The 20673-nt window shown below is 63.4% G+C and carries 21 protein-coding genes; 14 read left to right on the plus strand and 7 right to left on the minus strand.

What is annotated here, in order from left to right; genetic code table 11:
• Positions 1-137 precede the first annotated feature (137 nt).
• From IVB36_RS09005 to IVB36_RS09025, 5 genes are read left to right on the plus strand one after another with little or no spacing between them, the layout of a single operon-like run.
• Positions 138-2534: a TonB-dependent receptor gene (locus IVB36_RS09005; RefSeq protein ID WP_231188603.1), complete on the plus strand. Its 2397-nt coding sequence runs from the start codon at positions 138-140 to the stop codon at positions 2532-2534.
• 2 nt (positions 2535-2536) lie between these two features.
• A complete protein-coding gene (locus tag IVB36_RS09010; protein ID WP_247391277.1) occupies positions 2537-3226 on the plus strand; it encodes a Fe2+-dependent dioxygenase in 690 nt (229 codons plus the stop codon).
• Positions 3223-4143 carry a tonB-system energizer ExbB gene (exbB, locus tag IVB36_RS09015; RefSeq protein ID WP_247391287.1) on the plus strand — a complete coding sequence of 307 codons (921 nt, stop codon included), beginning with the start codon at positions 3223-3225 and terminating at the stop codon, positions 4141-4143. Before IVB36_RS09010 ends, exbB begins: the two co-directional genes overlap by 4 nt.
• A 3-nt stretch (positions 4144-4146) precedes the next feature.
• Complete coding sequence (exbD, locus tag IVB36_RS09020) at positions 4147-4602, plus strand: TonB system transport protein ExbD (RefSeq protein WP_018459254.1); 456 nt, start codon at positions 4147-4149, stop codon at positions 4600-4602.
• Between the two features lie 9 nt (positions 4603-4611).
• Positions 4612-5427, plus strand: a complete 816-nt coding sequence (locus tag IVB36_RS09025; protein WP_247391289.1) for a TonB family protein — start codon at positions 4612-4614, stop codon at positions 5425-5427.
• Here the strand turns inward: IVB36_RS09025 and IVB36_RS09030 are convergent.
• The 7 genes from IVB36_RS09030 to IVB36_RS09060 form a co-directional block, all read right to left on the minus strand.
• Positions 5415-5837: a hypothetical protein gene (locus IVB36_RS09030; protein WP_085352797.1), complete on the minus strand. Its 423-nt coding sequence runs from the start codon at positions 5835-5837 to the stop codon at positions 5415-5417. The two genes, IVB36_RS09025 and IVB36_RS09030, sit on opposite strands and share 13 nt — an antisense overlap.
• A 62-nt stretch (positions 5838-5899) precedes the next feature.
• Positions 5900-6580, minus strand: coding sequence for a site-2 protease family protein (locus IVB36_RS09035; RefSeq protein ID WP_247391443.1), 681 nt, complete (start codon positions 6578-6580; stop codon positions 5900-5902).
• A gap of 161 nt (positions 6581-6741) precedes the next feature.
• Complete coding sequence (locus IVB36_RS09040) at positions 6742-7134, minus strand: GFA family protein (protein WP_247391292.1); 393 nt, start codon at positions 7132-7134, stop codon at positions 6742-6744.
• A 7-nt stretch (positions 7135-7141) separates the two neighbouring features.
• Complete coding sequence (locus IVB36_RS09045; RefSeq protein WP_247391294.1) at positions 7142-7888, minus strand: SDR family NAD(P)-dependent oxidoreductase; 747 nt, start codon at positions 7886-7888, stop codon at positions 7142-7144.
• Positions 7889-7903: 15 nt separating this feature from the next.
• Positions 7904-8635, minus strand: a complete 732-nt coding sequence (locus IVB36_RS09050; RefSeq protein ID WP_247297562.1) for an SDR family oxidoreductase — start codon at positions 8633-8635, stop codon at positions 7904-7906.
• Between the two features lie 113 nt (positions 8636-8748).
• Entirely contained in the window at positions 8749-10578 is a 1830-nt protein-coding gene (locus IVB36_RS09055) for an IlvD/Edd family dehydratase (protein ID WP_247369212.1), read from the minus strand.
• Between the two features lie 122 nt (positions 10579-10700).
• On the minus strand, positions 10701-11801 hold the full coding sequence (locus IVB36_RS09060; RefSeq protein WP_247391296.1) for a LacI family DNA-binding transcriptional regulator: 1101 nt from the start codon (positions 11799-11801) through the stop codon (positions 10701-10703).
• A 202-nt stretch (positions 11802-12003) separates the two neighbouring features.
• Here IVB36_RS09060 and ugpC point away from each other — a divergent pair, with 202 nt between their 5' ends.
• The 9 genes from ugpC (at position 12004) to IVB36_RS09105 (ending at position 20637) form a co-directional block, all read left to right on the plus strand.
• Positions 12004-13065 carry a sn-glycerol-3-phosphate ABC transporter ATP-binding protein UgpC gene (gene ugpC, locus IVB36_RS09065; protein ID WP_007592328.1) on the plus strand — a complete coding sequence of 354 codons (1062 nt, stop codon included), beginning with the start codon at positions 12004-12006 and terminating at the stop codon, positions 13063-13065.
• A 78-nt stretch (positions 13066-13143) separates the two neighbouring features.
• Positions 13144-14457, plus strand: a complete 1314-nt coding sequence (locus IVB36_RS09070; RefSeq protein WP_018459245.1) for an ABC transporter substrate-binding protein — start codon at positions 13144-13146, stop codon at positions 14455-14457.
• A 66-nt stretch (positions 14458-14523) separates the two neighbouring features.
• Positions 14524-15471 carry a sugar ABC transporter permease gene (locus IVB36_RS09075; RefSeq protein WP_007592324.1) on the plus strand — a complete coding sequence of 316 codons (948 nt, stop codon included), beginning with the start codon at positions 14524-14526 and terminating at the stop codon, positions 15469-15471.
• Positions 15472-15473: 2 nt separating this feature from the next.
• A complete protein-coding gene (locus IVB36_RS09080) occupies positions 15474-16349 on the plus strand; it encodes a carbohydrate ABC transporter permease (protein WP_007592322.1) in 876 nt (291 codons plus the stop codon).
• Between the two features lie 79 nt (positions 16350-16428).
• Positions 16429-17415 (plus strand): D-erythronate dehydrogenase, encoded by a 987-nt coding sequence (gene denD / locus IVB36_RS09085; RefSeq protein ID WP_018459243.1) that lies wholly within the window; start codon positions 16429-16431, stop codon positions 17413-17415.
• A gap of 23 nt (positions 17416-17438) precedes the next feature.
• Positions 17439-18419: a sugar kinase gene (locus IVB36_RS09090; RefSeq protein ID WP_247391298.1), complete on the plus strand. Its 981-nt coding sequence runs from the start codon at positions 17439-17441 to the stop codon at positions 18417-18419.
• Positions 18420-18432: 13 nt separating this feature from the next.
• Complete coding sequence (eda, locus tag IVB36_RS09095) at positions 18433-19083, plus strand: bifunctional 4-hydroxy-2-oxoglutarate aldolase/2-dehydro-3-deoxy-phosphogluconate aldolase (protein ID WP_247391300.1); 651 nt, start codon at positions 18433-18435, stop codon at positions 19081-19083.
• Positions 19084-19142: 59 nt separating this feature from the next.
• Positions 19143-20312, plus strand: coding sequence for an acetyl-CoA acetyltransferase (locus tag IVB36_RS09100; protein ID WP_007609038.1), 1170 nt, complete (start codon positions 19143-19145; stop codon positions 20310-20312).
• Between the two features lie 118 nt (positions 20313-20430).
• A complete protein-coding gene (locus tag IVB36_RS09105; RefSeq protein WP_018459240.1) occupies positions 20431-20637 on the plus strand; it encodes a hypothetical protein in 207 nt (68 codons plus the stop codon).
• Positions 20638-20673 lie beyond the last annotated feature (36 nt).

A 20673-nucleotide genomic window follows, 5' to 3' on the forward strand; every position in this document is an offset into this window, starting at 1 on the left:
TAGAATCGCTTTGATCTGGACTTATTCAAGCGTTCTCGCGGCTTACTCGCATTGACCCGCAATTTTGCGGCCGATACCAACACTCCAATCGCTCATCGAAGTGAATGGGCGAACTGGAATATGGGGCGTGTTTGGTAATGGGGCAGGTGGTCGCACCGAAGTCGTTGCGTTCGGTCGCAGCATTCGATGAAAAGTTCACGAGCGTTTCCGGCAAGAAGGTCTCCGCTGTCGCCGGCCTGATCGCAGCAGCATCGGTGTCGAGCGGCGCGGAGGCTCAGCAGTCGAACCTGCCGCCGGTGACGGTCGATGCGCCGGTCGCGCGTCCGCGCCCGGTGGCTTCGAAGCCGACGGCGGATCAGGTCCGCGCGCGCAATGCGCTTCGCCGCGCCGCGCAGCGGCAGCAGGCGGCGCAGCAGACCGCTCCCACCACGCCGTCCGGCGAGGTTGACCGCAATCCGTATTCGGATCCGGCGGCGCCATACAAGGTCGACCACGTCCAGGCCTCCGGCAAGTTTCCCGAGCCGATGCTGAACACGCCGAAGACCATCACCGTGCTCAGCAAGGAAGTTCTCGAGGACAAGAACGCCACGACGCTGAAGGAGATCGGGCGCTCCACCGCTGGCGTGACGCTGGGGTCGGGCGAGGGCGGCAACGCGTTTGGCGACCGCTTCTTCATCCGCGGCTTCGATGCGCGCAACGACGTCTTCATCGACGGTATCCGCGATCCCGCGGTCTCAATCCGCGAAAACTTCTTCACCGAGCAGATCGAGATCCTGCGGGGCCCCGCCTCGTCCTACGCCGGCCGCGGCACCGCTGGCGGTGCCATCAACATCGTCACCAAGCAGGCGGGCGACGTTAATTTCAAGCGGATGGATACCGAGTTCGGCACCGACAGAACCAAGCGCGTCACGCTCGACGTCAACCAGGTCGTCGATCCGACCTTCTCCGTGCGCGTGGGCGGCCTGTTCCAGGACGCCAACGTCGCCGGCCGCAACTATATCACCGACGATCGCTGGGGTTCTTTCATCTCGACCAAGTACACCCCGACCAACGACATCAAGATCACGACGAACTATGTCCACACCGATCTTAGCGGCTACCCGGATTTCGGCGTGCCCTTCTACAGGCAGGGCAATGTCCCTGTGACGTCGGCGGGCATTCCGCGCGGAAACTGGTACGGCTTCCTCAATCGCGACTTCCAGACCGCACGGCAGGATTTCGGCACCGGAACGATCGAGTACAAGGTCAACGATGCCATTACGCTGACCAGCAAGGTTCGCGGCGAGCACTCGCTGCTGAACTACATCGGCACCTTGCCGCAGAACCCGAACACGACCAGCCCCAATCCGCTGCTCTGGACCACCACGGCCAGCGCGCAGAGCCGCTTCCAGAACGTCGACGTGTGGGCCAACCAGAACGAGGCCACTTTCAAGCTCGTCACCGGAGGGGTCAAGCACACCGCGGTGTTCGGCGTGGAATACGCCAACGAGAACATCTCGATCGACCGTTACACCGGCCTCTCGTCGGAACTATTCGGCGGCGGCTCGACCAGCAACGGAGCGGTCACGGGGGTCAACCTCTACTCGCCGCAGTACACCTACATTCCCTTCAGCAACACGCCATCGCTGGTTGGAAATCCCACGCGCTATGGTGTCAACACCAGCAGCGTCTACGTCATGGACACTGCGAACTGGCAGGACACCATCATTGTGAATGGCGGCGTGCGCTACGACGGCTATAATATGAGTGCGTCAGTCAACGCGCCCCCCGCCCTAAAAATGAACGCCGATCTTGTCAATTACAATGTCGGCGCGGTCTACAAGCCGATCTCGATCGGCAGCCTTTATGCAGCCTATGCGACCTCGGCCAATCCGTTCGGGTCGGAGCTTGATGCGACCGCGACCGATTACGGTGGTGTTCCGCCCAACACGACCGTTTTGCTCGGACCCGAGCGCAACAAGGCAATCGAGCTCGGCACCAAATGGGAGCTTGCCGACCGTCACCTGCTGGTGACCGGTGCGCTGTTCCAGACGACCAAGGACAATGCGCGCGAGACCGTCAACAGCGTGCTGACTTCGGGCGCCGCCTACAGGATCCAGGGCATCGACATCGAGGCCGAGGGCAAGCTCACCGACCGCTGGAGCATTTTTGGCGGCCTGGTGCTGATGCAGTCGAAGGTCACGCAGAGCGGCGTTGCCTCGAATCTCGGTCTGCAACTCGCCAACATAGCCCACCAATCGTTCAGCATGTTGACCAAGTACAAGTTCGACGGCGGCTGGGAACTCGGCGGCCAGGCGGTGTACCGCTCGAAGGTCTATGGCGGCACGTTCGCGGCCAACACCAACGAGTTGCCGAGCTACTGGCGTTTCGACGCATTCCTCGAGAAGAAGATCGACCAGAACTGGACCATGAAGTTCTACGCCCAGAACCTGACGAACAAGCTCTATTACGACTCGTTCTATCGCAGTGCCGTGCCCTTCGTGGCGGTCGCGCCAGGGCGGGCATTCTACCTCGTGACGACAGCGAAGTTCTGATCATGCTGACGTGCCTTCCTGGCGTTCTGAGCAAGGATGATGTGGCGGATTTCCGCCGCATCATGGACGTCAGCGAATGGGAGGACGGGCGCTCCACCGCCGGCTCGCAGTCGGCGATGGTCAAGCGCAACGAGCAATTGGCGCCGGACAGCGAGGTCGCGCGCAAGCTCGGCAACCGCATCATTTCGGCGCTGACGTCGAGCCCGCGCTTTATCGCGGCCGCGATCCCCCTCCAGATATTCCCGCCGCTGTTCAACCGCTATGCGGCCAGCAGCGGCCACCATTTCGGCCTGCACGTCGACAATGCGATCCGCGGCGACCGCCTGACCGGCCTTCGCATCCGCACAGACCTCTCGGTCACGCTGTTCCTGGCCGAGCCGGAGGAGTACGACGGTGGCGAACTTGTGATCGAGGACAGCTACGGTTCGCACGAAGTCAAGTTGCAAGCCGGGGACTGCGTGCTCTATCCCTCGACCAGCCTCCATCTGGTCACCCCGGTGACGAGGGGAACGCGGGTTGCGTCTTTCTTCTGGCTTCAGAGCATGATACGGGACGATCAAGCCCGGAGCATGATCTTTGACCTCGACACCGCGATACAGGCGCTGGTGGAACGGCTCGGGCGTGACGATCCCGAAACGGTCAAATTGACGGGTATCTATCACAACCTCATTCGCTACTGGGCCGAAGTATGAAGATCATGTCCTTCCAAGCAAGCCTTGCCGCAGCTCTGGTGCTGGCGGCCGCCTGGCTTGCATCCCCTGTTTCCGCCCAGACACAGGCCACGCCCGCGGCACCGGTCCAGTCGACGGCTCAGCCGTCCCCGGTCGGCCCGGCCCCGGTTGTTGCTCCGCCTGCGGCGCCGCAAGCTGCCGCGCCTGCGGCTGCAAAGTCCGATACTGCAGCCGGCATCGCGCCCGCCATGAAGGAATTGTCGCCCTGGGTGATGTTCATGTCGGCGGACATCATCGTGAAGGCGGTGATGATCGGGCTCGCTTTTGCATCGCTGATGACCTGGACGGTGCTGATCGCCAAGTCGATCGAGCTGTCGATCGCCGCGACCAAGCTTCGCTCGGCGCTGAAGAAGATCGCGGAGGCGCGCTCGCTCGCGGAAGCGCAGATGGCGCTCGGCGCCAAGGAGGGCATCCTGCCGTCCTTCCTGGCGGCGGCGCTGCGGGAGGCGCGGATGTCGGCCGGCCTCTCCAGTGACACCGGCATCAAGGAGCGGGCGGCTTCGAGCTTCTCCGAGATCATGCGTGCGGAGGCGCGGCGCATCCGCGTCGGCATGGGCGTGCTCGCGACCATCGGCTCGACCTCGCCCTTCGTCGGCCTGTTCGGCACGGTGTGGGGCATCATGAACAGCTTCATCGGGATATCGAAGTCGCAGACCACGAACCTCGCCGTCGTCGCGCCCGGTATCGCCGAGGCGCTGCTCGCCACCGCGATCGGCCTGGTCGCCGCCATTCCCGCCGTCATCATCTACAATTACTTCTCGCGCGTGACGAAGAGCTATCTCGAACTCGTCAGCCGTGCCTCGGGCGCGGCGGGGCGGTTACTCTCGCGCGATCTCGACCGCAGCCACGGCAGCGTGCATTCGCGCGCGGCGGAGTGAACCATGGGCGTCTCGCTCGCAGACAATGATGACGACGACGATTTCGGCGAGACGCATGAAATCAACGTCACGCCGTTCATCGACGTCATCCTGGTGCTGCTGATCATCTTCATGGTCGCAGCGCCGCTGTCGACCGTCGACCTGCCGATCGATCTGCCGACGTCGAGCGCGACGCCGCAGAAGAAGCCGGACAAGCCGACCTATCTCAGCATCAAGCCCGATTTGACGCTTGCCATCGGGGAGAACCCGGTTCACCGCGCCGAGTTGATCGGCACGCTGGACGGTCTGTCCGACATGAGCAAGGACAAGTATGTCTTCCTGCGCGCCGATCGCTCGGTGCCGTATGGCGAATTGATGGGCGTCATGGAGCTGTTGCGCTCAGGCGGCTATTCGCGGGTGAAGCTGGTTGCGCTGGAAGGCGCTCCGGGAGCGCCTGCGGCAGGCGCCGCTCAGCCTTAGAGGCCCGCGATGTCGGACGAGTCCAGACCAGCCCGGACGCTTTGGATTTTGGCAGCGATGGCGGCGCTCGCGCTCCATCTCGGTGGCGCCGCGCTCGCGCTGGCGCACCTGCGGGCCGATGACGGCGACGATGGCCTCGGCGCGGCCGGCGCGGAGTTCGCTGTCGAGATGGCCTCGCCGAAGGCGCCCGACACCGACCTTCCGCCGGGACCGGATAGTGAAGCGATGCAGGAACAGCAGGCGCTTCCCGAGCAAAAGGCCGAGACCAAGGAAACCGAGCTTCCAAAGGATCAGTCGCAACAGGTCGACGATCCCGATCGGGTCGTCACCGAGAACATCTCGAAGAAGCCGCAGGACGAGGATCCGAAGATTGCGGCGGTCGAAACGCCCGCTGCGGAGGCCTCGCCGAAATCCGTTGCGACGGCGCGGCAGACACTCGATGAGGACGCGCGCGAGGCCGAGAAGGCGCTGGCGCCTGTGCTCGGTATCGGCAAGGACATTCTGAAGCTGACGGCAGACTGGAATCGCAAGATTAGCGCGCACCTTACGGCCCACAAGGTCAATCCGGAGGGCAAGGAGCCCAACAATCAGAAGGTCAAGGTCAGCTTCGCGATCAACCGACGTGGCAATGTGCTTTCAGTCGACGTTGTCGAGTCGTCCGGGGACGCAGCTTACGATGCGGCCGCGATCTCGATTGTCCGCAAATCCGATCCCATCCCGCAGCCGCCTGCCAGCCTGACCGACGACCGGTTCGAGCGCACCGTCGACATCATCTTCACGCCGCCGGACGCAAGGAAAAAGAAGAAGACGGCTCAGCGCCAGTAGAGCCTGATCCCGACATAGACCACGACCAGGCAGGCGAAGATCAGGGCCACCGGGAGCGGCCGCTTCTGGGTTGCGCCCGCGGTCGCGGCCCGGAAGAAACTGGCCTTCTTCGGCTTCGGTTCGGGGCGGCGGAAAGCGGTAACATTGTCCGCCGCCGGTTCAGCCGCCCGGGGGCGGACGTCAGGTGGAGTTCCCGCGCCGCCCATCTCGGCATAGTAGGCCTTGTAGATGGCGCCGATGGTGGCCTCGGTAGCCTCACCCTCGTTCATCTGCGCCCGCAGGTTCTTGTAGCTCAGGAGGAACTCCTGCGCCTCCGGAGGCAGCGCGGACGACCCGTTGAGCTTGGCCATCATCTTCCAGGTGGCAAAATCGGCGCGAGCGCGGGTATCAGCGCGTCGCGCGATCAGCATATCGGCAGCTTTGACCAAGTCGGCCTCGAGCCCTTCGGCTTGTGTTCGGGTGTGCTGTTCAACTACGTATTGCCGGTCAGAATGAGAACAGCCTGAATCACATAACCGGTCAACGTTCGCAGTATTGCTGAAATAACATCAAGATTTAGACCGAACTGCGAGCCTGCCAGCGGTAGCAGGATCAGCAAGCCGATCAGAATCAGCATCCCGAACGGCTCGAGCCGCGCCAGCGGGAGGGCGAGCGGCCGGGGCAGCAGCCCTACCGCGACGCGCCCGCCGTCGAGCGGCGGGATCGGCATCATGTTGAACACCGCCAGCACCGCGTTGATCAGCAGTGCGTTCTTGAGATTGTCGAAGATCCATTGTGCCGAGTTGGCCGGAGCCCAGGGCAGGGCGTGCAGGGCAAGAGCTGCGACCAGCGCCAGCAGGATGTTGGTGGCGGGCCCGGCCAGCGCAACCCACACCATGCCGAGCCTGGGGTCGTTGAGCTTGCGGAAATTCACCGGCACCGGCTTGGCATAGCCAAACAGGAACGGCGAATGCGCGAACAGCAGCATCGCCGGCAATACCACCGTGCCGAACGGGTCGATATGCTTGATGGGGTTGAAGCTGACACGGCCGAGCTGCCATGCGGTGTCGTCACCGAGACGATATGCGACGAAAGCGTGCGCAGCCTCGTGGAAGGTGATGGCGAGCACCAGCGGCAGCACCCACACCGAGAGGTCATACAAGGAAATGTTCACGGCTCGTCCGTCCCGGTTTGCCTGCGGTCTTGCAGCCGACCCAGCCAACCGGTGGTGCAGCAACGCGTCACCTCAACATAGGGTGGGCGGTCCCGAAATGCCACGCCGCAAATGATCGGCGAGACCAGCGGCCGTGACGTGGAGCCTTGGCGCCGGATGAGCTACGTCGGGATCGTCCCGTCATATCGGATCATGCCGTCCTCGATCGTCACCCAGCCCATCTTTTCGCTGACCCAGATGTGCTCGGTGGGCACAAACGCGTTGCGATCGTCGAAGGTCGCCAGCGCAACGCCAGCCAGCGTGCCGTTGCGCCGCCAGGCGAACAGGCGCGTGCCGCAGCGCTTACAGAACACGCGGTCGATGTTCTCGGACGACGCATAGCGCTCGGTGTCGCCCTCGACAGTCAGTGCGCGCTGGTCGAACTGCGCGCGCACGAAGTAGGGCGAGCCCATCGCCTTCTGACAGATGCGACAATGGCAGATGCGGACGTTGAGCGGCTCGCCCTCCGCCTTGAACCGCACCGCGCCGCACAGACATCCGCCTTCTCGGATCATGGCTGCCTCAATAGGTTGCCCGCCCACCCGAGATGTCGAACACGGCGCCGGTCGAGAACGCGCAGTCCTCGGATGCGAGCCAGCTCACCATCGCGGCTAGCTCTTCCACCAGCACAAAGCGCGCTTTCGGGATTTTCGACAGCATGAAGTCGATATGCTGCTGCGTCATCTGGTCGAAGATCGCCGTCTTCGCAGCCGCGGGAGTCACCGCATTGACGAGAATGTCGTGTGCGGCCAATTCCTTGCCGAGCGACTTGGTCAGCGCGATCAGGCCGGCCTTGGACGCCGAATAATGCGAGGCGTTGGGATTGCCTTCCTTGCCGGCGATCGAGGCGATGTTGACGATGCGCCCGTACTTCTGCTTGAGCATCCAAGGCACGATCGCCTTGCAGACGATGAAAGGGCCGTCGAGGTTGATGCGCAGAACTTTCCGCCATTCCTCGAGATCGGTCTCCCAGACCGGCTTGTTGACGCCGGCGATGCCGGCATTGTTGACGAGGATGTCGATCTTGCCGAAGGCGGCCAGCGTCGCGTCGCGGGCCTGCTCGACGGCCGCGGTATCGGTGACGTCGACCTTGAAGACGCAGGTGTTGTCGCCGATTTCCTTTGCCGTCTTCTCGGCCAGGGCTGCATCAAAATCCCAGATCGCGACCTTGGCGCCGGAGGCGACGAAGCGCTGAACAATGGCGCGGCCAAAGCCCTGCGCGCCGCCGGTGACGATGGCGACACGGTTGTTGAGATCGATCTTGTTCATGCCGGGCCTCTGGCGTCAGAGCATGTAGCCGCCGTCGACCACGAGGTCGACACCGGTGGTGAAGGCGCTCTCGTCGCTGCCGAGATAGACCGCCATGGATGCGATCTCGTCGGCGGTGCCGAGCCGGCCCATCTTCTGGCGGGAGACGAACATCTCCTTGCCCTGCGGCCCTTGCGCTGCGGCACGGTCGAGCATCGAAGGCGTCTCGACGGTGCCCGGGCAGATGCTGTTGCAGCGGATGCCCTTGGTGATGAAGTCGAGCGCGACCGCGCGCGTCAGCAGCGACACCGCTGCCTTCGAGGCGCTGTAGACGTAACGGTTGGCCGGCGGCCGCAGCGCCGCGCAGGAGGAGATGTTGACGATGCTGCCGCCGCCGCCCGCGAGCATGTCCGGCAGGAAGGCCCTGATGGTCCGGTGCATCGACTTGACGTTGAGGTCGAACGAGAAATCAAAATCCTCTTCCGAACACTCCAGGATGGTGCCGTGGTGCACGAAGCCGGCCGCGTTGAGCAGGATGTCGACCTTGCCGACGCGCTTGGCGAAGGCGTTAACGTCGGCGGTGCTGCGCACGTCGAGCTTGGCGACCTCGGCGATGCCTTCCTTGGTCAGGCTCGCGATGCCGCTCTCGTTGATGTCGGTGGCGATGACGGTTGCGCCTTCACGCGCGAATGCAATGGCGCATGCGCGCCCGATGCCTGCCGCTGCAGCCGTGATGACGGCGCGCTTTCCCTTGAGGCGGTCTGCCATTTGTATTCTCCTCGATTTTCTCAGTGCCGTAGCCCGGATGAGCGCGCGAGCGCGATATCCGGGAGCGGATGTCCCGGGTGTCGCTCCGCTCACCCGGGCTACGTGTTCCTAACTCAGTGATTATCCCGCGCTACGCCAAATGTGCCGGCGACGTTCTGATAGCGCGTAGCGAGCTCCATGCAGGCACCGGTCGACTGCTGGCCGACGGTGTTGCGATAAAGCTCCTGCCACGGCGTCTGGTTCGGCGGATGCTTGAAGCCGCCATTCGCCGCCAGCTCGGCGTGGCGCTTCTTCACCTCGTCGTCGGAGATGAGAATGTTGGCACTGCCCTTGTTCAGATCGACGCGTACCTTGTCGCCGTTTCTGAGGATCGCGAGCCCGCCATTGGCGGCGGCTTCCGGCGAAGCATTGAGGATCGAAGGGGAGCCCGAGGTGCCCGACTGGCGGCCGTCGCCGATGCAGGGCAGGGACATGATGCCGCGCTTGATCAGCGCCGCAGGGGGCTGCATGTTCACGACCTCGGCGCCGCCGGGATAGCCGATCGGGCCGGTGCCGCGGATGAACAGCACGCAGCGCTCGTCGATCTCGAGTGAGGGATCGTCGATCCGCTCGTGATAGTCCTCGGGACCCTCGAACACGATGGCGCGGCCCTCGAATGCATTGAGATCGGTCGGGTTGCTGAGGTAGCGATCGCGGAACTCCTTGGAGATCACGCTGGTCTTCATGATCGCGGAATCGAACAGATTGCCCTTCAGCACCAGGAACCCGGCGTCCTTCACCAGCGGCTTGTCGTAAGACCAGATCACGTCGTTGTCGGGTTTTGGCGCATTGGCGCAGTTCTCGCCGATGCCGCGGCCGTTGACCGTGACCGCGTCCTCGTGGATGCGCTTGTGCTTCATCAGTTCGCGCACCACGGCCGGCACGCCGCCGGCGCGGTGGAATTCCTCGCCGAGATAGAAGCCGGCCGGCTGCATGTTCACCAGCAGCGGCACGTCGTGGCCGACCTTCTGCCAGTCGTCGATGGAGAGCTCGACGCCGATGTGGCGCGCCAGCGCGTTAATGTGGATCGGTGCGTTGGTCGAGCCGCCGATCGCCGAATTGATCACGATGCAGTTCTCGAACGCCTTGCGGGTCAGGATGTCCGAAGGCTTGAGGTCTTCCCAGACCATGTCGACGATGCGTTTTCCCGTCTCGTAGGCGATCTGGCCGCGCTCGCGATAGGGGGCGGGGATCGCCGCACAGCCCGGCAGCGAGAAGCCGAGCGCTTCCGCGAGCCCGTTCATGGTCGAAGCGGTGCCCATGGTGTTGCAATGGCCGACCGAGGGCGCCGATGACGCCACGATCTCCATGAATTCTTCATAGTCAATCTCGCCGGCGGCGAGGCGCTCGCGCGATTTCCAGACGATGGTGCCGGAGCCGGTGCGCTCGCCATTGTGCCAGCCGTTCAGCATCGGCCCGCCCGACAGCACGATCGCGGGCAGGTTGACGGTCGCCGCCGCCATCATGCAGGCCGGCGTGGTCTTGTCGCAGCCCGTGGTCAGCACCACGCCGTCGAGCGGATAGCCGTAGAGGATTTCGACGAGGCCGAGATAAGCGAGGTTGCGGTCGAGCGCCGCGGTCGGGCGCTTGCCGGTCTCCTGGATCGGATGGGTCGGGAATTCCATCGCAATGCCGCCGGCCTCGCGGATGCCTTCGCGGACGCGATGGGCAAGCTCGATATGGTGGCGGTTGCAGGGGGAGAGGTCGTTGCCGGTCTGCGCGATGCCGATGATCGGTTTGCCGGACTGGAGCTCGGCGCGGGTGAGACCGTAGTTCAAATAGCGCTCCATATAGAGCGCGGTCATGCCCGGATTATGCGGATTGTTGAACCATTCCTGCGAGCGGAGGTGGCGGCGAGCGCCCTTGCCGGCGGGGGCATGCCCATTGGTTGGTTTTTTTGTCATTGGTTCCTCCTGCAATGCAAACGCACTGGCGTCCGTTTTATGGTTTCGGCTTGTGCGATGCCCAACGGCGCGAGCGACGATTTGCCTGCCCGCTGGCGGGTCGTTTCCTCACAAATCCGATACTAGTCATGGCCACTTGGTAACGCTACCATTTTGTTCGCGACGCCCCCGCCTGAAACGGCTGGCCGGTTGTCGGAACGCCGGGCCGACGAGCTTTGCCGCTCGATCACCTTGAAGCCGAGATCGAGCACCGGGTGCTCCGGGCGCCGTCCGTCGATCGCCTCGATCAACATGCTGGCGGCCGTGTTGCCCATCTCGTAGCGGTTGGTGCGCACGCTCGTCAAAGTCGGGACGGCGGAGGCCATGAATTCGAGATCGTTGAAGCCTACGATCGCGATCTGTTCGGGGATCGCGATCTCGCGGCGCCTGCATTCGAACAGCACACCCAGCGCGAGGTCGTCATTGGCGCAGAACACCGCGTCCATGCCGGGCTCCCGCGCCAGGAGATCGGTGAACAGGGCGCCTCCGAGCGTTACCGAGGTCGGAGTCGCCGTGGTGACGACGAGGCGTTGGTCGAACAGTCCGGCGTCTTTCATGGCCGAGACGTATCCGTCGAGCCGGCGCTGCACCCGCGGATCCATCCGTGCGCCGACGAAACCGATCTTGCGGTGACCTTGCGCGAACAGATGCGCAACCGCCGCACGGGCTGCGTCATAGTGCGAAAAGCCGATCATCATGTCGATCGGATTGGGTCCGATCTCCATGATCTGCACGATCGGGCAGTCGGCGGCATCGAGCATTGCGCGCGATTCCGTGGTCTGGTCGATGCCGGTGACGATCAGCCCGGCCGGCTTCTGCGCAAGAAACAGCCGCAGCAGCTTCTCCTCCTGGAGAATACTGTAGCGTGTGTTGGACAACTGGATCGAGTAACGGCTGTTTTCGGAGGCGTCGTAGATGCCGCGTAGCACGTCGGAGAACACGTTATTGGTCAGCGACGGAATCAAGACACCGATCACCTCGGTGCGCTGCGAGGCCAACGCGCGCGCCGCCAGGTTCGGCACATAGCCAAGCTCCCTGGCCGCGCTTTCGACCCGGATCCGTTTGGCCACCGACAGCGCCTCGGGATTGCGGAAGAAGCGGGACGCTGTGATCGGGCTTACGCCGGCGAGCTCGGCGACTTCCGCCAGCCGGATTTTGCCTGACTTGGTGCGGTTTCGACCCATTTGCTGCTCTTAACACACTCACTGTCGCAAACAAAGGAACGTTGACAGCGCTACCAGCACGGACTAACCAAAGACAAATTGCCAAAACCGCGCAAACTGCCGACAATGTCGCCCGCTAAGGTTGGGCTTCGTTCGGTGAAGTCTGAAAAAACAAGACGGTCGCGGCGCGAGATGCGTCGTGGACTTTCGAGGAGGGAGCTAGATGTCGTCTGTGCAAATCCGCGACGTGCGGAAATCGTTCGGCAATTTTGAAGTCCTGCACGGCGTTTCGATTCCGATCGAGGACGGCCAGTTCGTTGTCCTGGTTGGCCCCTCCGGCTGCGGCAAGTCGACGCTTCTGCGCATGCTCGCCGGTCTCGAGAACATCACCTCAGGCACGATCTCGATCGGCGACCGCGTCGTCAACAATGTCCAGCCCAAGGAGCGGGACATTGCGATGGTGTTCCAGAACTACGCGCTCTATCCGCACATGACGGTCGGCGAGAACATGGGCTTCTCGATGAAGCTGCGGGGCGAGAGCACCGAAGAGATCAACAAGCGCGTCAAGCGCGCCGCCGAGATCCTGGCACTGTCGCCGCTGCTCGAACGCTATCCGCGCCAGCTCTCCGGCGGCCAGCGCCAGCGCGTCGCCATGGGCCGCGCCATCGTGCGCGATCCGCAGGTGTTCCTGTTCGACGAGCCCTTGTCGAACCTCGACGCCAAGCTGCGCGTCGCGATGCGCACCGAGATCAAGGAGCTGCACCAGCGGCTGAAGACCACGACGGTCTACGTCACCCACGATCAGATCGAGGCCATGACCATGGCCGATAAAATCGTGGTCATGCATGACGGCATCGTCGAGCAGATGGGTACGCCGCTCGAGCTCTACGACAAGCCCGAGAACCAGTTCGTCGCCGGCTTTATCGGCTCGCCGTCCATGAACTTCCTGAAGGGTCATGTGCGGGTCAACGGCGTTGCGACCTTCGAGGGGCCGAATGGCGTCAAGCTGCCGCTCAGGAACGCGCCGGCGGCGTCCGACGGGCGTCCTGTCGTTTACGGCGTGCGTCCCGAGCATTTCACCATCGCTGACGACGGCGCCGATGCCGAGATCGTCGTGGTCGAGCCGACCGGCTCGGAAACGCAGGTGTTTGCGAAGCTCGGTGGTGAGCAGGTCGTCGCGGTCTTCCGCGAACGTCACCAGTTCAACCCGGGCGACAAGGTCAAGCTGAAGCCCGATCCTTCCGTGATTCATCTGTTCGACGAGGCGACGGGCAAACGCGTATAGCGACGCCAAAGAACTGCCAAGCAGAACTGCCCCAATACAAGACGACCCAATACAAATATAAAATTTAGGGAGAGAACGATGAGCGATTTCGACAGGCGAAGTGTGCTTAAAGTCGGTCTGGGCGGCGCGGCGCTGCTGGCCGGCCCGGGCATTGTCCCGGTACGCGCGGCGGAGTGGACCAACACGCCCGAGCCGAACGCTTCCATCCGCGTCTTGCGCTGGAAGCAGTTCATTCAGGCCGAGTTCGACAAATTCGCCGAGCAGACCAAGGCGTTCTCCGAGAAGACCGGCGTCAAGATCAAGCTCGAGGCCGAGAGCTGGGAGGACATCCGCCCCAAAGCCGCGGTCGCCGCCAATGTCGGCGCCGGTCCCGACCTGATCATCGGAACGCTCGATGATCCCCACAAATTCCCGGAAAAGCTGATCGACATGACTGACGTCGCCGACTATCTCGGCGCGCAGTATGGCGGCTGGTACCCGGTTGCCGAACGCTACGGCAAGAAGGGCAACAGCTGGATCGCCATTCCGCAGGGCGCGACCGGCGGCTGCCTGAACTATCGCGTTAGCCACGTGAAGGCCGCCGGCTTCGATGAATTTCCCAAGGACACTGCCGGCTTCCTCAAGCTCTGCCAGGCTCTGAAGAAGAACAACACGCCGGCCGGCTTCGCGCTCGGCCACGCCACGGGTGACGCCAACGGCTGGTGCCAGTGGGCGCTGTGGGCCTTCGGCGGCAAAGTCGTCAATGAAAAGAACGAGGTCGTGATCGACTCGCCGGAGACGATCGCCGCGCTCGAATACGTCAAGCAGCTCTACGAGACCTTCATCCCCGGCGTGCTGTCGTGGAACGACTCGAACAACAACAAGGCGTTCCTCAACGGCGAGCTCAGCCTGACGCTGAACGGCATCTCGATCTGGACCGTCGGAAAGAACTCGACCGATCCGAAGCAGCAGGAGATCGCCAAGGACATGAACCACGCGCCGATGCCGATCGGTCCGGTCGGCGTGTCGACCGAGCAGCAGAACGTGCTGGTTTATTACGGCTACAAGCACTCGAAGTATCCGAAGGCGGTCAAGGAATACATCAAGTTCATGATGGACAAGGCGAACTACGACGCCTGGGAGGTCTCCTCCAACGGCTACGTGTCGCCGCCGCTTCCGGCCTACAACGACAACCCGGTGTGGACGTCGGATCCGAAGATCACGCCGTATCGCGACTGCCTGAAGCGCTGCCGCGACAACGGCTATGCCGGCGATCTCGGCTATGCCTCGGCCGCGGTGATGGGCGACTTCGTCGTCGTCGACATGTTCGCCGAGGCGGCGTCGGGCTCGGTGACGCCGAAGGCGGCAGCCGCACGCGCAGCCGAGCGCGCCAAGCGCTACTATCAGGTCTGATCAGCTCCAATCTACGCGGCGTCCGGTTCGCCGGACGCCGCGACTTTTCGTCGAGGGGAATCCGACATGGCAGTTATGGCCGAGTCCACTGTCGCGCAGGCCAAGCGCAGCAGCTTGTGGACCAGAGCATTCGAGAGCCGGCATTTCCTCGGCGCGATGTTCATGGTGCCGGCAATCGCCATCCTCATCCTGTTTCTGGCTTACCCGCTGGCGCTGGGCTTCTGGCTCGGCATGACCGATACCAAGATCGGCGGCGCCGGGCGCTACATCGGCTTCCAGAATTTCGTCTCGCTGGCGAAGGACTCAGTGTTCTGGCTTTCGGTGTTCAACACGATCTTCTACACGGTCGCCGCCAGCGCGGTGAAATTCGCCATCGGTCTTTACCTGGCGCTGCTGCTCAACGAGCGGCTGCCGATGAAGTCGATGATTCGGGCGATCGTGCTGTTGCCCTTCGTCGTGCCCACGGTGCTCTCTGCGATTGCGTTCTGGTGGATTTATGACAGCCAGTTCTCGATCATCTCCTGGGTGTTGATTAAGGCCGGCCTGATCACGCGCTATATCGATTTCCTTGGCGATCCCTGGAATGCGCGCTGGTCGGTCGTCGCCGCCAATATCTGGCGCGGCGTGCCTTTCGTGGCGATCACGCTGCTGGCGGGATTACAGACCATCTCGCCCTCGCTCTATGAGGCCGCCAATCTCGACGGCGCCACCAATCTGCAGCGCTTCCGCCACATCACGCTGCCGATGCTGTCGCCGATCATCGCGGTCGTGATGACGTTCTCGGTGCTGATGACCTTCACCGACTTTCAGCTCATCTACACCATCACGCGGGGTGGACCGATCAACTCCACCCATCTGATGGCGACGCTGTCGTTCCAGCGCGCCATCACTGGCGGCAATCTCGGCGAGGGGGCGGCGATCTCGAACGCGATGATTCCGTTCCTGGTCGCGGCGATCCTGCTCAGCTTTTTCGGGCTTCAGCGTTCCCGCTGGCAGCAGGGCGGGAGGGACTGACCATGACCACGGCAGACGACCAAAGCGTCGGAATGGACTATCTCGAGAGCTTCCCGCGGAAGTTTTTTCGGGTCTACCTTCCGCTCGGCCTGATCATCTTCTTCCTGCTGTTCCCGTTCTACTGGATGGCGGTCGCGACGTTCAAGCCGGACGCGGAGATGTACGACTACGAAAAGTACAATCCGTTCTGGATCGTGCATCCGACGCTGGAGCACATCAAGAAGCTGTTCTTCGACACCGACTATCCGCTCTGGATGTGGAACACCGTGATCGTCTCGGTGTCCTCGACCTTCATCTCCCTGTTCGCCAGCGTCTGCGCCGCCTATGCGATCGAACGCCTTCGCTACAAGGGCTCGCGCTATGTCGGCCTTGCGATCTTCCTCGGCTATCTGGTGCCGCCCTCCATTCTGTTCATTCCGCTGGCGGCGATCGTGTTTCAGCTCGGGCTGTTCGACGGCAATTTGGCGCTGATCCTGACCTATCCGACCTTCCTGATCCCGTTCTGCACCTGGCTCCTGATGGGCTATTTCCGCACCATCCCCTATGAGCTGGAGGAGTGTGCGCTGATCGACGGGGCGACGCGGCTGCAGATTCTGATGAAGATCACGCTGCCGCTTTCGCTGCCGGGCGTGATCTCGGCGGGCATCTTCGCCTTCACGTTGTCCTGGAACGAGTTCATTTACGCGCTGACCTTCATCTCCTCGTCCGAAAACAAGACGATCCCGGTCGGCGCGATCACCGAGCTCGTCAATGGCGACGTCTACCACTGGGGGGCCCTGATGGCGGCGGCTCTGACCGGCTCGGTTCCCGTAGTTATCCTTTATTCCTTCTTCGTGGAGTATTATGTGTCGGCGATGACCGGCGCCGTGAAGGAATGATCGCGGGGCCTGCCTCGAGAGCGCGCCAGGACGAATTGCCGAAATCGGCGCGTTCCGGCCAATAAAAAGGAGTAGGCTCTTGCACATTCTGGTTCTGGGCGCCGCCGGCATGGTCGGCCGCAAATTGTGCGAACGGTTGTCGCGCGACGGCCGGCTCGGCAAGAGCGACATCACCAAGCTGACCATGCATGACGTGGTCGAGCCGAAGGCGCCCGAAAGAGCCGGTTTTGCCGTCGAGACCGTGTCGAGCGATTTCGCCGTGCCGGGTGCGGCCGAAAAGCTGATCGCCGGCCGTCCGGACGTGATCTTTCATCTCGCCGCGATCGTCTCGGGCGAAGCCGAGCTCGATTTCGACAAGGGCTACCGCATCAATCTCGACGGCACGCGAATGCTGCTCGATGCCGTCAGGCTTGCAGGCGGCGGCTACAAGCCGCGCGTGGTCTTCACGTCCTCGATCGCGGTGTTCGGCGCGCCGTTCCCCGATGCGATCGGCGACGAGTTCTTCCACACGCCGCTTCTGAGCTACGGTACGCAGAAGGCGATCGGCGAATTACTGCTGGCCGACTATTCCCGCCGCGGCTTCCTCGATGGCATCGGCATCCGCCTGCCGACCATCTGCATCAGGCCCGGCCTGCCCAACAAGGCGGCATCGGGCTTCTTCTCCAACATCCTGCGCGAGCCGCTGGCCGGCAAGGAAGCGGTTCTTCCCGTGTCCGAGGACGTCCGCCACTGGCATGCCACGCCGCGCTCCGCCGTCGGCTTCCTGCTGCATGCCGGCACCATGGACCTCGCCGCGGTGGGGCCGCGCCGTAATTTGACCATGCCGGGCCTGTCGGCGACGGTTGGCGAGCAGATCGCTGCGCTGAAGCGCGTCGCCGGCGACAAGGTCGCCGCCCGCATCAAGCGGGAGCCCGATCCCTTTATCGTCGGCATCGTCGGCGGCTGGCCGCGCAACTTCAATGCAAAGCGGTCGCTCGAGCTCGGCTTCACCACTGCCGAGAAGACTTTCGACGACATCATCCGCATTCACATCGAAGACGAGCTCGGCGGCAATTTCGTCGCCTGATCTCTGACTGAGCGGGTAAAGTGATGGCGAGCGTTGCTTGCATCGGCGAATGCATGGTCGAGCTCCGGCAGGCCCAGGGTGGACAATCCGCCGGACCTTCCAGCGGGCAGGGCGGGGGCCTCTACTCGCGTGGATTCGGCGGCGACACCCTCAACACGGCCGTTTACCTCGCGCGGCTCGAGGTCAAGGTCGATTATTTCACCGCGCTTGGCGACGATGCCCTGAGCGATGAGATGATCGCGGCCTGGACTGCGGAGGGCGTCGGCACGAGGCGCGTCGCGCGGCTGCCGGGCAAGCTGCCCGGCCTCTACATGATCCAGCTGGATGCGAAGGGAGAGCGCCAGTTCTTCCACTGGCGCGACAGTGCGGCGGCGCGCCAGCTGATGAACCTGCCGGAAACGGACGATCTCCTCAACTCGCTGATGAGCTACGACATCGTCTATCTCTCTGCGATCACGCTCTCGATCTACGACGCGGCCGGGCGCGAGCGCCTGTTCGCGGCGATCAAGCGCGCGCGTCTGCTTGGCACCCGCTTCGTGTTCGACACCAATTTTCGCGCGCGGGGATGGCCGGATCGTGAGGTCGCGCGCGAGGTGTTTTCAGCGGCCTTCGCGGCAGCCGACATCGTGCTGACCTCGACCGAGGATCTGCTCGCCCTCTATCCCGGTGAGAGCCACGAGCAGTTGATGGCGCGCATCCCAAGCTCCGAGCTGGTGTTCCGGCTCGCCGAGCCGGTCAGCCTGCTGCGCTTTCCCGGGGGGCCCTATGAGGTCCGCGCGGAGCCCATGACTAAACCCGTGGTCGACACCACCGCGGCCGGCGATAGCTTTGCGGCGGCCTATATCGCGGCACGGCTCGCCGGTTCCGACCCGGTCGAGGCCGCCCAGGCCGGGCACCGCCTCGCCAGCCTCGTCATCTGCTATTCCGGCGCCATCATTCCGGGTTATGCCATGCCGCCGAAGAAACGGCACCGGCCGGCGGCCACGCGTCAAGCGACCAAGTGAAACGAAAGCCAAGATGACCACGACTGCCCAACAGAACCACCTCGCCGCGCTGTTCAAGGCCGCGACTGTCATTCCCGTCCTCACCATCGAGCGTATCCAGGATGCGGTGCCGCTGGCGCGTGCGCTGGTGGCCGGCGGCGTCCGCACGCTGGAGGTGACCATGCGTACCCCTGTTGCGATCGAGGCGGCGAGGGCGATGATGGCCGAGGTGCCCGAGGCGGTGGTCGGCATCGGCACGATTCTCAATCCGGCCGACTTTACCCGTGTCGAGAAGCTCGGCGTTGCGTTCGGCATCAGCCCGGGCTTGACCCCGGACCTCTTGAAGGCCGCCACCCATAGCTCCTTGCCGTTTGCGCCGGGTATCGCCACGGCCTCCGAGCTGATGATGGCGCTGTCCTACGGCTTCGACATTACAAAATTTTTCCCGGCCGAGCAGGCCGGCGGCATCAAGGGGCTGCGCTCGCTGGGTGGGCCGTTCCCGAACGTGCGGTTCTGCCCGACCGGCGGGGTCGGCGAGGCCAATGCAGCAACCTGGCTCGCGGAGCCCAATGTGGTCGCGGTCGGCGGTTCCTGGCTGTGCCCGACGGCGGAGATCAGGGCCGGGAACTGGGCCGGCATAACTGCCATCTGCCAGCGCACCCTCGAGGCCCTTAAACCCGCGTGAAGTCTTGCCATCCCTGAGCTAAGACTTAGGTCAGCAAGAGACCGCCAGGGAGAATGACCATGACCGCCAGCATCGTCGGATGGGCGCATACGCCGTTCGGCAAGTTCGACACCGAGACTGTGGAAAGCCTTGTGGTGAAGGTCGCCAATGAGGCGCTGGCGGATGCCGGCATTTCGGCCGGCGATGTCGACGAGATCGTGCTCGGCCATTTCAACGCCGGCTTCTCGCCCCAGGATTTTACCGCCTCGCTGGTGCTCCAGGCCGACCCGAAGCTGCGCTTCAAGCCGGCGACCCGGGTCGAGAACGCCTGCGCCACCGGCTCCGCCGCCGTCCATCAGGGCGTGCGCGCGATCGCGGCCGGCGCGGCCAGGATTGTCCTCGTTGTCGGGGTCGAACAGATGACGCGCACGCCGGGCCCGGAGATCGGCAAGAACCTGCTCAAGGCGTCCTATCTTCCCGAGGACGGCGACACTGTCGGCGGCTTCGCCGGCGTGTTCGGCAAGATCGCCAGCTCCTATTTCCAGAAATACGGCGACCAGTCCGATGCACTGGCGCTGATCGCGGCCAAGAACCATAAGAACGGCGTCGCCAATCCCTTCGCCCAGATGCGCAAGGACTTTGGCTTCGACTTCTGCCGCGCCGAGAGCGAGAAGAACCCCTACGTCGCCGGCCCCCTGAAGCGCACCGACTGCTCGCTGGTCTCGGACGGTGCCGCTGCCCTGGTGCTGGCCGACGCGGAAACCGCCAAGGGCATGAGCAAGTCGATCGGCTTCCGCGCCACCGCGCACGCCCAGGATTTCCTGCCGATGTCCAAGCGCGACATCCTCCAGTTCGAGGGCTGCACGGTCGCTTGGCAGCGCGCACTGGAGAAGGCGGGCGTTACACTTTCCGATCTCTCCTTCGTCGAGACCCATGACTGCTTCACCGTCGCCGAGCTGATCGAGTACGAAGCGATGGGCTTGACGCCGCGGGGGCAGGGTGCCCGTGCCATCAAGGAAGGCTGGACGCTCAAGGACGGCAAGCTGCCGGTCAATCCGTCCGGTGGCCTGAAAGCCAAGGGCCATCCGATCGGCGCCACCGGCGTCTCCATGCACGTGATGACCGCGATGCAGCTCGCCGGCCAAGCGCCCGAGGGCATGCAGCTCAAGAATGCAAAGCTCGGCGGCATTTTCAACATGGGCGGTGCGGCGGTTGCCAACTACGTCTCCGTGCTGGAGCCGCTGAAGTAAGGCTGCTGCACGGTAGGCAAGGCGTGAAGCGCCGTGCCCACCTTCTTATCTTGCGCTAGATCATGGTGGGCCCGCTGGGGGCCCTTAAAGCTCTTGATCGATTTGCAGGGGATGCATCATGAGCAATGACTACGAAGATTCGCTGTCGATGGACGCACTCAACGATCGCATCGCGATTCTCGAGGACAATATCCGCCAGCTCATCGAGCAGGCCGCGGCCGCCTCGGGTGAGCAGAACGAGTCGCGGATCGCTGACCGCATCAACCAGCAGAATGATGAGCTCGACCGCCTCCTCAAGATTCGCGATTCCCGTCAGAAGAAATAGCCGCCTTTCGCCGCCGGCGCATGCGGCCATACGCCG

The sequence above is a fragment of the Bradyrhizobium sp. 35 genome (assembly GCF_023073215.1).
Taxonomy (GTDB): domain Bacteria; phylum Pseudomonadota; class Alphaproteobacteria; order Rhizobiales; family Xanthobacteraceae; genus Bradyrhizobium; species Bradyrhizobium canariense_D.